The 16,442-nt window shown below is 70.2% G+C and carries 13 protein-coding genes and 1 pseudogene; all 14 read right to left on the bottom strand.

Annotation, left to right across the window (positions count from 1 at the left end; all coding sequences use genetic code 11):
* Positions 1-75 precede the first annotated feature (75 nt).
* The 14 genes and pseudogenes from ACFYO0_RS37815 to ACFYO0_RS37750 all read right to left on the bottom strand — a co-directional run bounded on the left by ACFYO0_RS37815 (position 76) and on the right by ACFYO0_RS37750 (position 16,436).
* A complete protein-coding gene (locus ACFYO0_RS37815) occupies positions 76-723 on the bottom strand; it encodes an IclR family transcriptional regulator (protein WP_386352186.1) in 648 nt (215 codons plus the stop codon).
* A gap of 395 nt (positions 724-1,118) precedes the next feature.
* Positions 1,119-2,918: a DEAD/DEAH box helicase gene (locus ACFYO0_RS37810; protein WP_388685467.1), complete on the bottom strand. Its 1,800-nt coding sequence runs from the start codon at positions 2,916-2,918 to the stop codon at positions 1,119-1,121.
* Between the two features lie 121 nt (positions 2,919-3,039).
* Positions 3,040-3,408: a type II toxin-antitoxin system death-on-curing family toxin gene (locus ACFYO0_RS37805; protein WP_388685465.1), complete on the bottom strand. Its 369-nt coding sequence runs from the start codon at positions 3,406-3,408 to the stop codon at positions 3,040-3,042.
* Complete coding sequence (locus tag ACFYO0_RS37800; protein ID WP_266762988.1) at positions 3,408-3,605, bottom strand: hypothetical protein; 198 nt, start codon at positions 3,603-3,605, stop codon at positions 3,408-3,410. Before ACFYO0_RS37800 ends, ACFYO0_RS37805 begins: the two co-directional genes overlap by 1 nt.
* Before the next feature lie 32 nt (positions 3,606-3,637).
* Entirely contained in the window at positions 3,638-5,125 is a 1,488-nt protein-coding gene (locus ACFYO0_RS37795; protein WP_388685463.1) for an MFS transporter, read from the bottom strand.
* Between the two features lie 108 nt (positions 5,126-5,233).
* On the bottom strand, positions 5,234-5,794 hold the full coding sequence (locus ACFYO0_RS37790; protein WP_388685461.1) for an SUKH-4 family immunity protein: 561 nt from the start codon (positions 5,792-5,794) through the stop codon (positions 5,234-5,236).
* Positions 5,795-5,946: 152 nt separating this feature from the next.
* Positions 5,947-6,487: pseudogene (locus tag ACFYO0_RS37785) on the bottom strand (phosphotransferase).
* Positions 6,488-6,547: 60 nt separating this feature from the next.
* Positions 6,548-8,860: a xanthine dehydrogenase family protein molybdopterin-binding subunit gene (locus ACFYO0_RS37780; RefSeq protein WP_388685459.1), complete on the bottom strand. Its 2,313-nt coding sequence runs from the start codon at positions 8,858-8,860 to the stop codon at positions 6,548-6,550.
* On the bottom strand, positions 8,857-10,413 hold the full coding sequence (locus ACFYO0_RS37775; protein WP_388685456.1) for a 2Fe-2S iron-sulfur cluster-binding protein: 1,557 nt from the start codon (positions 10,411-10,413) through the stop codon (positions 8,857-8,859). The genes ACFYO0_RS37780 and ACFYO0_RS37775 overlap by 4 nt, the downstream gene beginning before the upstream one ends.
* Positions 10,410-11,303 carry an FAD binding domain-containing protein gene (locus ACFYO0_RS37770; protein WP_388685454.1) on the bottom strand — a complete coding sequence of 298 codons (894 nt, stop codon included), beginning with the start codon at positions 11,301-11,303 and terminating at the stop codon, positions 10,410-10,412. The genes ACFYO0_RS37775 and ACFYO0_RS37770 overlap by 4 nt, the downstream gene beginning before the upstream one ends.
* A 277-nt stretch (positions 11,304-11,580) precedes the next feature.
* A complete protein-coding gene (locus tag ACFYO0_RS37765; protein ID WP_388685629.1) occupies positions 11,581-13,221 on the bottom strand; it encodes a beta-N-acetylhexosaminidase in 1,641 nt (546 codons plus the stop codon).
* Positions 13,222-13,231: 10 nt separating this feature from the next.
* Entirely contained in the window at positions 13,232-14,107 is an 876-nt protein-coding gene (locus ACFYO0_RS37760) for a carbohydrate ABC transporter permease (RefSeq protein WP_388685451.1), read from the bottom strand.
* Positions 14,104-15,114: a carbohydrate ABC transporter permease gene (locus ACFYO0_RS37755; RefSeq protein ID WP_388685449.1), complete on the bottom strand. Its 1,011-nt coding sequence runs from the start codon at positions 15,112-15,114 to the stop codon at positions 14,104-14,106. Before ACFYO0_RS37755 ends, ACFYO0_RS37760 begins: the two co-directional genes overlap by 4 nt.
* A gap of 5 nt (positions 15,115-15,119) precedes the next feature.
* Entirely contained in the window at positions 15,120-16,436 is a 1,317-nt protein-coding gene (locus tag ACFYO0_RS37750) for an extracellular solute-binding protein (protein ID WP_388685447.1), read from the bottom strand.
* Positions 16,437-16,442: the final 6 nt, after the last annotated feature.

Genomic DNA, 16,442 nt, shown 5'->3' with positions numbered 1-16,442 from the left:
CGCGGTCTGGGACGCAGCCCCAGTTTCGGGAAGGGGCGGGCTGGGGAAAGCGACCCCACCCACGCCCACCCCTGGCTAGCGCAACGCCTCGGCCACTTCCTTCGCCGCGTCCACAACTCGCGCCCCCACCCGCTCCGGGACGGAATCCGCGAGCATGACCACGCCCACGCTTCCCTCCACCCCGGTCACCCCGAGCAGCGGCGCAGCCGCACCACTCGCGCCGGCCTCCAACTCCCCGTGCGTCAGCGTGTATCCGGGATCCGCCACAGTCCCAGCCGCAGCCCGCGCCGCAAGGATCGCCTTGCCCGCGGCCCCCCGTTCCAGCGGATGCCGGAACCCCGCCCGATACGCCACGTGGTAATCCGTCCACGTCGGCTCCACCACAGCGACGGCCAGCGCTTCCGTCCCGTCGACCAGAGTGAGATGCGCCGTCGCCCCGATGTCCTCGGCCAGCGACCGCAACGCGGGCAACGCGGCCTCACGCACCAAGGGATGCACCTGCCGCCCCAGCCGCAGCACGCCGAGCCCCACCCGGGCACGACCACCCAGATCACGGCGTACGAGCGCATGCTGCTCAAGCGTGGCGAGCAGGCGGTACACAACGGTCCGGTTCACCCCGAGCTTGCTGGACAGCTCGGTGACGGTCAGCCCGTGATCGGTGTCGGCGAGCAACTTGAGGACACGCAGTCCCCGGTCGAGCGTCTGAGAGGTCTCCGCGGTCACGACGCCCACTCCTTAGTGGTGAGAGTCGACGGCCCCCTCCGCGGCGGTTGCGTCACCGGTCCCAACGGCGACGCGCTTCAGAGGCCGCCGGTCGGCAAGCGTCCCGGGGACTACCCGGGCGGGCACCGGCTGCGCTCCGCGGCGGCGCTGCCACGGGGCGTGTGCGTAGCGGGACAGTAGCGACCCGGTTCGCTCAGCGGAAGACTCCGTCCAGAATCCGGTCAGTGTTCGGCAAGATCGTCGTTGCGTTTGTCCTGGTACGCCCGGCACACATCACTCCCTGTGCACCACCCCCACACACCACGCACACCCTCGCACACCCCCGCACACACGAGAGCGCCGGTTCCGTACACAACGAAACCGGCGCCCTGATCCTCGTACACGAACCCGTGCTGTCACCGCATACGGGTCGCCCACTCCTGCACCTTGGCGATCCGCTGCCTCAACTGCCCCGCCGTCGCCTCCGCGCTCGGTGGCCCGCCGCACACGCGCCGCAACTCGGTGTGGATCACGCCGTGCGGCTTGCCGCTCTGGTGGACGTACGCCCCGACCATCGTGTTGAGCTGCTTCCTCAGCTCCAGCAGCTCCTTGTGCGTGACCACCGGCCGCCGCTCGGCAGGGATTTCGAGGAGGTCGGCCTCTTCGGCGGGCTTCTTGCGGCTGTGCGCGATCTGGCGCGCCTGCCGCTTCTGGAGCAGGAGCTGGACCTGTTCGGGTTCGAGGAGGCCCGGGATGCCGAGGTAGTCCTGCTCCTCCGCGCTGCCCGGGTGCGCCTGCATGCCGAACTCGGCGCCGTCGTACAGCACGCGGTCGAAAGTGGCCTCGGACTCCAGCGCCTCGAAGGCGAACTCCTCCTGCTCGCCGGTGTCCTCGTCCTGCTCCTTGTTCGCCTCCTCCATCTCCTTCTCGGATTCGGCGTACGGGTCCTCCTCGCCCTCCTTCTTCGGCTTGTCGAGGGCGTGGTCCCGCTCCACCTCCATCTCGTTGGCGAAGGTGAGGAGGTCGGGGACGGTCGGCAGGAAGACGGAGGCGGTCTCGCCGCGGCGCCGGGACCGTACGAAGCGGCCGACGGCCTGCGCGAAGAAGAGCGGCGTGGAGATGGTGGTTGCGTACACGCCCACGGCCAGCCGGGGCACGTCCACGCCCTCGGACACCATGCGGACGGCGACCATCCAGCGGTCGTTGTTGTGGCTGAACTCGTCGATCCGCTCGGACGCGCCGGCGTCGTCGGACAGGACGAGGGTCGCCTTGTCGCCCGTGATCTCGCGGATCAGCTTGGCGTACGCCCGTGCCGAGTCCTGGTCGGAGGCGATGACGAGGGCGCCGGCGTCCGGGATGCCCTTCCGTACTTCCGTGAGCCGCTGATCGGCGGCGCGCAGCACGCTCGGCATCCATTCGCCGCGCGGATCGAGGGCGGTGCGCCAGGCCTGGCTGACGGCGTCCTTGGTCATGGGCTCGCCGAGGCGGGCGGCGATCTCGTCCCCCGCCTTCGTGCGCCACCGCATATTGCCGCTGTAGGAGAGGAAGATGACGGGCCGGACGACGCCGTCGCCGAGCGCGCTGCCGTACCCGTATGTGTAGTCGGCGGCGGACCGCCGGATCCCGTCGTTGCCCTCCTCGTACGTCACGAAGGGGATGGGGTTGGTGTCGGAGCGGAACGGCGTACCCGTGAGCGCGAGGCGGCGGGTCGCGGGCTCGAACGCCTCGAGGCAGGCCTCGCCCCAGGACTTCGAGTCGCCCGCGTGGTGGATCTCGTCGAGGATGACGAGCGTCTTGCGCTGCTCGACGCGGTTTCGGTGCAGCATGGGCCGTACGCCCACACCGGCGTACGTGACCGCGACCCCCTGGTACTCCTTGCTGAGCGGTCCCGCGCTGTACTCCGGGTCCAGCCTGATCCCTATCCGCGCCGCCGCCTCGGCCCACTGCTTCTTCAGATGCTCGGTCGGCGCGACCACCGTCACCTGCTGCACGACATGGTGGTGCAGCAACCAAGAGGCAAGTGTCAGCGCGAAGGTCGTCTTCCCGGCGCCGGGCGTGGCAACGGCAAGAAAGTCACGCGGCTGCTCCTGGAGGTACTTCTCCATAGCCCCCTGCTGCCAGGCACGCAGCTTGCCGGCGGTGCCCCAGGGGGCACGGCCGGGAAAGGCGGGCGACAGATGATGCGAGTGGGAGGCGCTGCTGGCGGTGGTAGTCACGGTCTCCGTGGGGTGGTTGGGCGGCAGGGTGTGTATGACAACCGGGCCACCCTATCGGCGGCCCGATCGCACCAACGCGCGGACTACGCCGCCTGACCCGTGGATGGGATTCAGCTCACAATCAGCGCGCAAAACGTGGCAGCTGTGCGGCGATCTTGGGCACGTCCAGGGCTCCCTGACAGACGTCGAGTACGAAGGCCTCGGCCTCGTCCACGTCGAAGTCCGGGTCCAGGGGGTGCCCGTTCATGTGCAAGAACACCCAGGTCGCGTACCAAGCGATGCGCTTGTTCCCGTCAACGAGAGCATGATTGCGGGCGAGCGACTCCATCAGCGCCGCCGCCTTTTGCCAGACGTCCGGATAAGCGTCCTGCCCGAACACGCTCGACTGCGGGCGCGCCAGCGCCGAGTCCAGAAGCCCGTAGTCACGCACCTCGTCCGCCCCGAGCCGCTTCGCGAGGTTCAGCAGCTCGGGCAGCGTGAGGTGGTGCATCAGGCGAGCCTCCGGTTCAGCTCAGCGCTGGCCTTGAGCACGTGGTCGGCAGCTTCGTTGAACAGCCGGGAGTGTTCGTTTATGGCCGAGATCACGGCATCGTGTGCGAAGGCCTGCATGCTGCGCCCCTCCGCTGCCGCACGCTCGCGCAGCGCGTCCAGTTCTTCGTCCGTGAATCGCAGGTTGAGTCCAGCCATGGCTCGACGGTACTACGCGGTACCACCTAGTGTCACCGGGCTTCGCCCCGCACCCGTGTAGTCACCCAAGCCCCCACCAACGCCACCCCCGCCATCGGCAGGAACACGGCGGCGAAGGCGGCCGGGGTCGCGCCGGAAGCCGTCGTGGCGGCGTGACCCGCGACCGTGCCGCCGCCCAGCGCCGCGAATGCCGCCCCGCCCGCCGCCAGCAGCAGGACGTTCGACAGGCCGTCGGATATCTGGAGCGCGGCGGAGTTGGCACCGGCCTCCTCCGGGGCGGACAGGTGCAGCAGGAGGACGCTGGTGGAGGAGATCACCAGCCCCATTCCGAAGCAGCCGAACGCCCACGTCACGGCCAGCGTCCACACCGGCACCGCGTCGATCAGCACACTCGGCGCGGCGGCGATCGCCGCCGCGACCAGCACCATCCCCAGGCCCATCAACCGCTCCCGGTACGGCTCCACCCGCGCCCGGGACTGCACGAAGGACCCCAGCGCCCAGGTCGCCCCGCCCGCCGCGAGCGAGAACCCGGCGAGCGTCGGCGACAGCCCTCGCTGCGTGACCAGCATCAGCGGCACGAAGGACTCCGCCGCGATGAACGACCCGGCCGCGACCCCGCGCAACAGCACCACGGACGGCAACCCGCGCGCCGCGCGGTACGTCCCGCGCGGCAGCAGCCCCAGCACCGCCGGCACCAGTAACGCCGTTCCCGCCACGGCCGGCACGGCCGACAGCCACCGCAGATCTTGCGCTGCGTACTGCAGCAGGCCCGTGCCCAGCGAGATCCCCAGCGCCAGCCGGATCCGGCGCCGGTCGAAGGATGCGGCGACGGCACCCTCCGTCGGGCCGGACGCCAGTCGCCGTATCTGCGGCAGGGCGAGTGCCAGCGGGAACACCACCAGGACCGGTATCCCGATGAACACCCAGCGCCAGCCGAGCTGTTCGGTCACCGAACCGGCGGCCAGCGGCCCCACCACGGACGGGATCACCCAGCTCGCCGCGAACGCCGCCATGATCGACGGCCGCAGTCTCTCCGGATACGCCCGCCCCACGACCACGTACAACGCCACGATCACCAGCCCGCCGCCGAGCCCCTGCACTGCCCGGCCGAGGATGAACAGCCACATCACCCCTGCCGTCCCGGACAGCGCCAACCCCGCCGCGAACGCCGCGATCCCCGCGGTCAGCGACGCCAGCGGCCCGCGCCGGTCCGACCACTGCCCGGCCAGCACCATCCCGAACAGGCTCGTCGTGAAGTACGCCGAGAACGCGAACGCGTACAACGAAACCCCGTCGAGCTCCCGCGCCGCCACCGGCATCGCGGTCCCCACCGCCGTCGCCTCGAAGGCGATCAGCAGCACGACGGACACGATCCCGATGCTCAGTGCCCGGTAGGGGCGGCTGAGCACATTGTCTTCGGCATCGGCATCGGCAACGGCAACGGCATCGGGTTCGGCCGGTGCAGCTCGTTTGGCCGCGGTGTGCGCGACGTCGGCGTCGCTCGGTTCCCGGGTGGTCATGGCCGTCAGCGTAAGGGGCACGGCTCCCGTTGGCCCCTGTCGCGAGGAGGTGATCGCCTGGGACCTTGGTCGTACGCCCTCGCCCCCTTTATGAACTTTGTGATCCGGTTACTGCTTGCGTTGCGTCTTCGCGCGGTGCAGCAGCCAGAGCGTGAGCGCGAGCGTGGATAGGTCGGCGTTGAGCGGTCGCAGCCCGGCGGCCGGGGCGGACCACTCGTGGAGCTCTCCGGTAGCGCCGTCGACGAGGAGGTCCGTGGCATCGGCGAGGCGGCCGAGACGGATCAATCGGTCGGCCGCATCCGGGAGTTGGCCCCCGGGGACCGGCACCTCCTCCGTCCGCTCGGCCGCGTGGCGCTCGGCGAGTGTCTGCAGCGGCACGTCCATCTCGAGCTGGAACGTGACGCCGTCCTCCGGAAGACCCGTCTCCCGGAGGAAACGACGGGTCGGCTCGTGCGTGAGGGTGGCCGGGAAGTCGACGTCCTCGAAGCGCATGATCCCGCCCGTACCGAACTCCTCGTCGAGCAGCCGCGCCGGCAGGTCGAGCCGGAGACCCGCGCACGGGTCGGCGATCCGGGTGAGGGCGTGGACCAGCGCGGTCATTCGCCAGTACGCCGGCACCTCGCCCCAAGCCGTTGCGCACGCCCCCGTACCGGCGTCAATCGTCCTCATGGCTCCCCCGTGCATGTGATCGCATCGTGCATCCCCAGCAGGGTGCAGCCCGCTGACCCAGCAGCCGCTCCCCACTGATCGAAAACCATACGCCGCACCACTGACAATGCCCCAAATCCCAAGCGCCACAAGGCCTCCGGCCCGTTCCCCAGTCAGGCAACCCGAGCCGATTCCCGCCCCGCGACAATCGCGTCCACCGTCTGTGCCACGCTCAGTTCCGACGTGTCCAGCCAGAGCCCGATGCGCGGGGTCTCCTCCCGCAGCCCGCGGTCCAGTTCGTCGACCGTCCACGCGCCGTAGCCCGTCTCCGCGCGTCCCGCCTCGCGCGCGGCGACGGTCTCGGGGCGCGGGGCCAGGACCACGACGTACAGGGGCTGTGTGCGGACCAGCGCGACATACGCCGTAAGGTCCTCGCCCAGGATGACGTCCTGGACGATCGCCGTGAAACCGGCGCCCGCGTACGTGTCCGCCGTCGCCGTCGCCGCCGAGAGCCGGTGGCGGAGCCGGAGTTGGGCGAGGGCCTCGTCGTCCTCGGCGCCGGGATCGTACTCCGCGCGTCCCGACACGATCATCCGGCGGAACACTTCACCGCGCACCTGCGCGGCCCGAGGCAGCCTCCCCACTCTCGGCTTCGCTCGAGCGGGAGGTGCCCCATCGCCTGCGCCTGCGCCACCGTGGACTCCCCGCGGCCATGACGCCGGTGACGAGAACCACACCGTCCAACAACAGGCGTCAGCCCCGTCGTCAGTCCCGTCACTGCCCGTTCGTCACCACGGCCGCCTGCGGCCGGATCGGCAGCCGGTTCACCGGGCGCCCCGTTGCGGCCCTTACCGCGGAGGCGATCGCCGCCGGGGTGGTCACCACCGGTACCGCGCTGGCCGACTTCGCTCCGAAGGGCGCCACCACGTCGCGTTCCTCGAGGAGTTTGACGATGCGGATGTCGGGGGTGTCGAGGGCGGTGGGCAGGGCGTAACCGGTCAGGTCGGGATGGCGGACCAGGCCGCGTGCGGTGCGCAGGTTCTCGGTGAGGGCGGCGCCCACGCCCTGGGTGACACCGGCTTCGATGCGGGCCCTGAGCTGTGCGGGGTTCAGGATCCGCCCGACATCCTGGGCGAGCGCCAGTTCGACGACACGTACGGAGCCCAGCTCGATGTCGACGTCGACGACCGCGCGGATCGCGCAGAAGGCCATGCCCACGAAGGCGTCCCCCTGGCCGGCGGCGTCCAGTGGCTCGGTGGGGTGCGGGCGGCACTGGGCGGTGGCCCACAGCTCCTTGTCGTCCAGCGCCTCCGTGACGGTGGTCGACAGCACGCCGTCGTACGAGGTGATCTTGCCGTCGGTGATCTGGAGCAGCTCCGTGGACATGCCGAACTTGTGCGCGAGGGGCTGCAGCAGCTGTGTACGGACCATCTTGGCGGCCCGTTCGACCGCGCCGCCGGAGACCCAGGTATGGCGGCCACGGCAGCCCGGTCCCGCCGGAGGCTGATCGGTGTCTACGGAGGCGACATGCACCTCTTCGATGCCGAGCGTCTCCTGGACGATCTGCCGGGCCAGCGTGGTGAAGCCCTGGCCCGTCTCCACGGCCGCACAGAGCACCGTGGCGACGCCGTCGTGGACCTTCACGGTGGCCGTCGAGACCTCGTCCGCGCCCTCGGCGCCGAGCATGTGGACCATGCCGAGGCCGTAGCCGACACCGCGCCGCACGGCGCCCGGTTCGCCCGCGCCCTCGGGACCGCCCGGCAGCAGCCAGTCCTCAGCGGGGGTGTCCTTGGGGAGGGTGGGCAGCGGGAAGTCCCGTACGGTCTGGAGGAGTTCGGCCACGGGGGCCGGGCAGGTCACCGACTGGCCGGTGGGAAGTACGTCCCCCGTAGCCATCACATTGCGCATGCGCAGCTCCGCCGGGTCGAGGCCCAGCTTCTTCGCCAGCTTGTCCATCTGCGCCTCGTAGGCGGCGCAGACCTGCATGGCGCCCTCGCCGCGCACATGGCCGGAGGGCGGGTTGTTGGTGCGTACGACCCAGCCCTCGATGAAGGCGTTCGGGACGACGTACGGGCCGCAGGCGAAGGAGACCGCGGTCGCCAGCGCCTCCGACGACGTGTCCGTGTACGCGCCCCCGTCGAGCAGGATCTGCGCCTCGACCTTCACCAGCCTGCCCTCGGCGTCCGCGTGGTGGCGATAGCGCAGGAGGGTGGGGTGACGGTGGACGTGTCCGAGGAAGGATTCTTCGCGCGTCGCCGCGAGTTTGACCGGACACCCGGTCTTCAGGGCAAGCAGCCCCAGGGGGAGCTGGAAGCCCTGGTCCTCACGGTCGGCGGTGGCGCCGGGCACGCCGGTGACGACGACCTTCACGCGCTCCGGTTCCAGGCCATAGCAGGCGGCGGCGGTGTCGCGGTCGGCGTGCGGGTCGGTGGAGGCCAGGTAGAGCTCGACGCCACCGTCGGGGCGCGGCACGGCGAGGCCCGCCTCCGCGCCGATCGGGGCCGGGTCCTGGCGGCCGATGCGGTACAGGCCCTCGACGACGATGTCGCCGGCGGCCTCGGAGTCGCCGTGCCGCAGCGGGATATGGCGGATCAGGTTGCCGTCGGGGTGCAGGGGTTCGGCTTCGAAGGCCTGCTCGGGGTCGGTCACCGGGTCGAGTACTTCGTACTCCACGATGACGGCGGCGGCGGCCATGCGCGCGGTGTCCGGGTGGTCGGCGGCCACTGCCGCGATGGGCTCCCCGTGGTGGCGTACGACCTCGGAGGCGAACACCGGGCGGTCGGCCGTGCCGCGGCCGTACATCGCGCTGCCCGGTACGTCCTCGTGCGTGACGACGGCCCGGACGCCGACCATCTGGAGCGCGTGGCTGGTGTCGATGGAGACGATGCGCGCGTGCGGGTGCGGTGAGCGCAGCACGGCGGCCCACAGCAGGCCCTCGGCCCAAAGGTCGGCCGCGTACGGGAACGTGCCCTCCGTCTTGGCGCGGGACTCCGCGGACGGCAGGGACGCACCCAGGCCGTGCTCCGGCGACGGGTCCTGAGCGGGAGCGGCCTCCACGGTGGTCGTGGTGGCGGTTTCGTTGCTCACGCCTGGCCTCCGTCCTGACCGTAGGGCTGCTCACGCGCCGCTGAGGCCTCGTACGCCGATGGGTTGACGCTACCCCCGCCGGGGCCCGCCTGGTGGGGGATACGGGCCTCCTCGGCGTCCTGGGTTGTTTCGGCGGACGCGTGCGCCTCGCGTTCGGCGACGACATCGCGCACGGCGTCCAGGACGCCGCGGTAGCCGGAGCAGCGGCACAGGTTGCCGGACAGCGCCTTGCGGGTCTCCAGCTCGGAGGGCGCCGGGTTGCCCTCAAGGAGGTCGTGCACGGTCATCGCCATGCCCGGGATACAGAAACCGCACTGCACGGCGCCGCACTTGGCGAGAGCCCGCTGTACATCCGAGGGCTGCCCGTCGGTGGCCAGCCCTTCGACTGTGCGCACCTCGCTGCCCGCGGTGGTCACGGCCGGTACCAGGCAGGACGCCACGAGCCGTCCGTCGACCTGCACATTGCAGGCCCCGCACTCGCCCTGCGAGCAGCCGTCCTTGGCGCCGGCGAGTCCGAGCCGCTCGCGCAGCACGTAGAGGAGCGATTCGCCGATCCAGGCGGCTGTCACGGGCCGGTCGACGCCGTTCACCCGCAGGACGTACGAGGCCAGGGGGTGCATCTCGTCGTGGTGAAGCGCACTCGGGGAGTCACCGTCCTCGGGCTCCTCGGCGCTGTCCTGAGGGGCGTCGGCGAACCCCGAGGACTCTGCGGGCGCCTCGCGCACCTCCTGGGACACCGCGTCGGACTCGGCGCCCGGTGCGTCGGCGGGGTCCGGAGAACCTTGCTCCGGAGCGCCGTACTCGGGCGACTCCTCCACCGGCTCTTCGCGCTCCACAGAGACGTGCTCTGCGGAGACGCTCTCCCCCGGGGCCCTCTCCGCAGTACCGCTCTCTACGGAGACGGCGATTTCGTCGGCGTGCTCTCCGGAGACGGCGATGATCTCGGCGGCCTCGTCGGCGCGGGCAGCCGCGGAACTCTCAGCATGGCGGGCGGCCTCGTCCGAAGGGGCGAGCTGCTCGGAGTCGTGCTGCTCGGGCTGCGCCCAGGACTCCTGCGCCCAAGGCGCCGCCGCCCCGCCCGGCAACGTTGCCGGAGGGCTACCACCCCACTGCTCGACCAGGGCCGAGGTGGTGAACTCGCCGGACTCGTCGGGCAGATCACCGTCGGCGACGGGGATGGACCACTGTCCGGTCACGTCGTGCCCGGGAGCGCCCGAGCCGTCCTGTGCGGGCTCCTCGAAGGTCCACTGGCCGGTGGTCCCGGGGTGGTACGAGAAACCGTCGTGAGCGGGCTGCTGCGGGTGCCCCCCAGGCTGTGCGTTCGGGTCCGGCCACCGCACCTCCTGGGGCTGCTGCCCCTGCTCGGCCTCGATGTGCGGCGGTACGTAGCCGTGACCGGGTGCGGCGAGCGGGGAGTCGGACCGGAGTGCGTCGATGCCCCCTTCGGGGAGCTGGACGAAGGCGGTGGCACCGTCGTCGTAGTCGCCCTGGGGCAGCGGGTCCCAACGGCTGCCCGCCGGGGGGGTGCCCTCTCCGTGCTGGTCGTCGGTCACGAAAGTGCCCTCCCCAGTGCTCGTCGGGCCAGCGCGGCGACGGTGCGCCGCAGGTGCAGTACAGCGGGCGGCAGTTGCTCCACGGAGCCGTCCTCCGCGGGGACCGGGTCGGGGATACAGGCCGCGGCGACGTACTCGCCGAAGGCGTGCCGCGCCTCCGGCACGATCGCCCGGTTGTTGTCCCAGTCGATCAGCGAGGCGACCCACTGCTCGGCCTCCAGGGGCCGCAGCGGCATCGGCGCTATGGCGCCGACGGCGCACCGCACTCCGCGCCGGGCGGGGTCGAGGACGAATGCCACGGAGGCCAGGGCGCGTCCGGGGCCGGTCCGTCCCGTCGCCTTCAGGAAGACCTGTGGGGCGTGCAGCAACGGCACGCGCACGAACCCGATGAGTTCGCCGGCGCGCAGCATCTCCACGCCGGCGAGCAGATGCGAGACAGGGATCTCACGGCGGGCGCCACCCTGGCCCGCGATGATCAACGTCGCCTCCAGGGCAGCCAGTACCGGAAGCGCGTCCCCCGTAGGGGCAGCGGAGGCGATGTTGCCGCCCAGGGTGCCCGCGTTGCGGATCTGCGGGGGGCCTGCGGCTCTCGCGGCGGCCGCGAGGGCGGGGATCAGGGCCGCGAAGTCGGGGCGGCCCATGCGGGCGTGCGTGAGGCCCGCGCCGAGCAGCGCGTGGCCGTCCTGGTACTGCCAGCCGCGGATCTCGCTGATCCGGCCGAGGCCGACGAGCGCGGCGGGCCGCATGTGCCCGGAGTTGACGGAGGTCATGAGGTCGGTGCCGCCGGCCACCGGAACGGCCGCCGGCGTGGCGGCGAGCGCCGCCACGGCCTCGTCCAGAGAGGCGGGCAGCGTCACGGTCTGCGCCGCCTGCGGTGCGTGCGTGGTCAAACCGGCTACCCCTTCCCGCTGTCCCACCTGGTCCCGCCTGTGTTGCCGTACGGTACGTGCTGACAGGGCGGACGTGGCAACTCTGGCACATCTTCCTCCCGGCACGATGCGGGGGTCCGCTAGGAGGCTTTCGTACCCGTCACCAACAGAATTGCCCGATTTCGCACGACATCACCGGTCAGGGCGAATTGGCAGTTTTCACAGACCCTTGGATGCCTTTCGCCCGGGTGACACCGTTCCAGGGCGGCCGGTTCGCGGCACCCCCTTGGGAGTCGGCTCACACGTTTGGGGGCGCCCCCTCGATCGGGCGTCCGAGCACCCCCGGTCGCCGCTGCCAGGGCAGGGGGCCGGTGGGCGGGCGATAGGCCACTCCCAGGGCGTCAAGTCGCCTGTAGTGGGTGGTCATCCGCTGCTCGAAGCCCTCGAAGTCGCGTTCCGCGGGTGCGGGCAGCACACTCCACCCGACCTCGGCGAAGGCGGCGAGCCGAGGAAACGCCTGATAGTCGACGCGCGCGTGGTCCTCCATCACCTCGGTCCACAGGTTGGCCTGCGTACCAAGGACATGCCGTGCCTGGCCGGGGGTCAACTGCGGTGGTACGGGCTCAAAGCGGTAGACGTCCTGCAAGGTCCGTACGTAGCCGATGGGCACCGGTTCGTCGGCGCCGCCGTCCTGGCGGTGGTCCAGATACACCTGCTGTTCAGGGCACATGACGACGTCGTGGCCCGCTTGGGCTGCCGTAATGCCGCCTTGATAGCCGCGCCACGACGAAACGGCGGCGCCGGGAGCCAAGCCGCCCTCCAGGATCTCGTCCCAGCCGATCAGCCGACGCCCTCGCGCGGTCAGCCAGTTGTCGAAGTGTCGAATGAACCACGACTGCAACTCGTCCTCGTCCGCGAGCCCCAGGTCCCTGATCCGCGCCTGCGCCGTCGGCGACTGCCTCCACTGCTCCTTGGCGCACTCGTCGCCTCCGACGTGGATGAACTCCGACGGGAACAGCTCCAGGACCTCCTCGAAGACCCCCTCGTAGAACCGAAGGGTGTTGTCAGTGGGGGCCAGTACGTTGTGGGAGACGCCCCAGTTGTCCCAGACGGAGAGGGATGTCGTGTCGATGACGTCGGTGTTGCCGAGTTCCGGATACGCGGCGATGGCGGCCTGCGAGTGGCCCGGGATGTCGATCTCGGGGACGACGGCGATATGCCGCTCGGCTGCGTACGCGACGATCTCGCGGATGTCGTCCTGCGTGTAGTAGCCGCCGTGCGGCTTCTCCTCCCAAAGGGGCGACGCGCGATGGCCGAATTTCGTGCGCTCCCGCCAGGATCCGATCTCCGTGAGCTTCGGGTACCGCTTGATCTCGATGCGCCAGCCCTGGTCGTCGGTGAGGTGGAAGTGGAAGACGTTCAGCTTGTGCGCGGCCATCAGGTCGAGATAGCGCAGCACCCCGTCCTTGGGCATGAAGTGGCGTGAGACGTCGAGCATGAGGCCGCGCCAGGGGAAGCGGGGGGCGTCGCGGATGGTGACCAGGGGCACTTCCCACTCCGGCTTCCTGGTCACCGGCGCGCGGCGGAAGGCGTCCGGGCCGAGCAGCTGACGGAATGTCTGGGCACCCCAGAACAGGCCGGCCGCGCTCGCCCCGGCGATGACGACCCGGTCGCCGTCAACGGTGAGGCGGTACGCCTCGGGGCTGCCGAGTTCGTCGGCGAGGGGCGGCTGGATCCGCAGCAGGATGCGGTTCGCGCCGTCCGGCACCTCGGCGGCCTGCCGCAGCGGCAGGCCGGTCGCGGCGCCCACGGTCGCGCGCAGCCACTGCGCGACCGGCTCGGCACCCCGGCCCTCCTCGATGCCGGTGTCCCAGTCGAGGACGAAGACCTCCTCGCCCCTGGCCTCGGCGCTCAGGGGCACCGGAATCACATCCGTCAGTGAAATCACGTCAGTCCTTTACCGCGCCGCCCAGTCCGGAGACCAGCCGTCGCTGTACGAGTACGAAGAAGACCAGAACCGGAATCGTCATCACCGTGGACGCCGCCATCACACCGCCCCAGTCCGGCTTGTCCGGGTTGTAGAAGACAAGGAGGGCCATCGGCAGAGTCGACTGCGAAGTGTCGCTGATGATGAAGGACTTGGCGAACAGGAAGTCGTTCCAGGTGGAGATGAAGGAGAACACGCTCGTGGCCACAAGCCCCGGAAAGACCAGCGGGAAGAGGATCTGCCACAGGAAGCGGGCCCGGCTCGCCCCGTCGATGTACGCCGCCTCCTCCAGCGCCTCAGGAACCGCCTTCACGAAGCCCCGCAGCATCCAGATCGCGAACGGCAGGGAGAAGGCGATGTGCGGCAGGATCAGCGATCCCAGAGTGTTCAGCTGACCGAAGTCCCGCATCAGGAAGAAGAGGGGGATCGTCAGGGCCTCGATCGGCACCATCTGCGCGATGAGGAACATGATCAGCAGGGTCGTACGGAAGCGGAAGCGGAACCGTGTCACGGCCGTCGCCGCGAGGAACGCGATCAGTGCGGAGACGATGACCACGGTGACCGCGACGAGAAGGCTGTTGACGAAGTAGCGGCCGAATTCCTGCTGTCCGAAGACGCGCCGGAAGGAGTCCAGGGACGGCGTGAGCGTCCAGGGGCGGGCCTCGGTCGACTCGATCTCGCCGGCCGGTTTGAAGGCGCTGAGCACCATCCAGTAGAGGGGGAACGCGACCACCGCGGCGATCAGCAGAGCCGACGCCTCGGCGGCCAGCCGCCAGGGCCGCCGCACCCGCAAACGCGTGGGGAACCTGAACGACCGCACCGAACTCAACGCACTCACAGCTCCTCCCCCTGCCTGCGCAGCAGCCGCAGATAGACCAGCGTGACTGCCAGCAGAATCAGCAGCATCACCACTCCGATCGCCGAGCCGAGGCTGTACTGCGAGGACGCGAACGCCTTCTGGTACGCGTACACGTTCAGCACGAGGTTCTGACCGGCGATGCCTCCGCCGTTCGTCATGACGTAGATCTGGGTGAAGACCTTGAAGTCCCAGATGACCGACTGGATGGTGACGACCACGAGGATCGGCCGGAGCATCGGCGCGAGCACCGAGCGCCAGATGCGCCACTGGGAGGCGCCGTCCAGGGCCGCAGCCTCCAGCACCTCGCCGGGTACGGCGCGGATGCCCGCGTACACCGTGACCATCACGAACGGGAAGGAGCACCAGACGACTTCGAGGAGTACGAGGGTGAAGGCGCTGTAACGGCCGTACGTCCACGAGTGGTCGCCGAGCCCCAGCATCCGGTTGACCGGCCCGAAGTCGGGGTCGAACAGGAACAGCCAGACCGTGGAGCCGGTGATCGCGGGCGTGGCCCACGCGCCCAGCGCGGCCAGCATCAGTGCGAGCCGCGGCAGCGCCCGTACGCGCGTCAGCAGCACGGCGAGCGCGCAGCCGACCGCGAGCGTCGCCACGACGCACGCCGCCGCGAACACCACGGTGGCGAGCAGCACTTGCCAGAACTGCTCGTCCCCGAAGAGCGTGGCGTAGTTCCCGAAACCCTGGAAGGTCGTCGGTTCACCGCCGCTGACCTGGGCCTGCGTGTACTCCAGAAAGGAGATCAGCCCGAGCTGGTAGACGGGATAGACGAGCAGCCCACCGATGACGACAAGGGCGGGAGCGAGGTAGATCCAAGGAGCCCAGCCCGCCCTGCCGCGCCGCGACTTCCGCCCCGGCGCTGCGCCCCCACGCGCCGGGCCCGCCGCCACCCGGCCGGGCGAGGCCGTCACCCCGCCCGGCGAACTCGCGGCAGGAAGCGGCGGGGCTGCCGGGGACGCACCCTCCGTCATCCGCTTCACCCCGCGGAGCTGAACGCGGCGTTCATCTTTGTCGCCGCGTCCTTCGAAGCCGTGGCCACGTTCTTCTTGCCGCTGACGATCTCCTGGAACATCGTCGGCAGGACGAGCGAGGCGTCGATCTCGGCCCAGGCCGGGGAGGCGGGCACGAACTTGGTGCCCGCGCCGAGCGTCTCGACGAAGGGCGCGACGAACGGCTCCTTCTTCGCGACGTCCGCACGCACGTCCGAGTACGTCGGCAGGAAGCCCATCGCGTCGAAGAGCTCGCCCTGCGTCTTCTTCGACGCGAGCTGCTTCATCAGGTCGACGGCGAGCGTACGGTGCGAAGTGCTCTTCAGTACGCCGATGTTGTTGCCGCCCGCGAAGGCAGGTGCGATCTCGCCCGACTTCAGACCCGGCAGCGGTACGACGGCGTACTTGCCCTTGACGGTCCCGGCCTCGACCGCCTGGTGGTTGAAGTCACCGCCGATCGCCATGCCCGCCTTGCCGGAGGCGAAGGCCGTGATCGTGTCGTTGCCGCCCATGCTCGCGCACTTGGCGGCCGGGCAGTTGTCGTCGCCGAACAGCGAGGTGTACGCCTTGATGCCCTTCTGGGCCGCCGGGCTGTCGATCGACGCCGCGTACGAACCGCCCTTGCCCTCGGCGATCTCGCCGCCGTTGGACCAGACGAACGGCATCGCGCCGTATGTGAACGCCCCGCCGACCGCCAGCCCGTACAGCTCGGGCTTCGCCTGCCGGATCTCCTTGGCGGTGGAGATCAACTCGCTCTGTGTCCTGGGAACTTCGAGGTCCAGTTCCTTGAAGACGTCGGTGCGGTAGTACAGCGCGCGGACGCCGACGAAGAACGGGGCGCCGTAGATCTTCCCGTCGACCGTCACGGACTGTTTGGCCGTCGGGTCGCTGTCCTTGGCCTCGTTCCAGTCCGTGAACTCCTTGGTCACGTCGGCGAGTCCACCGTCCTTGACGTACCCGGCGGTGTCGGTGTTGCCGTACTCCATGAGATCCGGCGCGCTCTTGGGGTCGTTGAAGGCGGCCTTGATCCGCTGGGCGCGGGTCTCGACGGGTATGTACTCGACCTCGACCTGCGTCCCCTCGTTGGCCTTCTCGAAGGCGTCCACGGTGGCCTGGACGACCTTCTCCTTCGGCCCGTTGCTGACCTCTTGGAAGAGCCACACGCGCAGCGTCCCGCTCTTCTCGTCCGTACCGCCGGAGTTGTCGGAGGTCTGGGGGGCACAGGCGGTCGCGGTGAGGGCGGCGACCACAAGTGCGGCTACCGGGGCGGCTGTTCGGACAGGGAATCTGACGGGGAACTTCATCGGGCA

This window comes from Streptomyces sp. NPDC006365 (assembly GCF_042870755.1).
GTDB classification, from domain to species: Bacteria; Actinomycetota; Actinomycetes; order Streptomycetales; family Streptomycetaceae; genus Streptomyces; species Streptomyces xiangluensis.
This window is presented reverse-complemented; position numbering and strand designations above follow the sequence as displayed.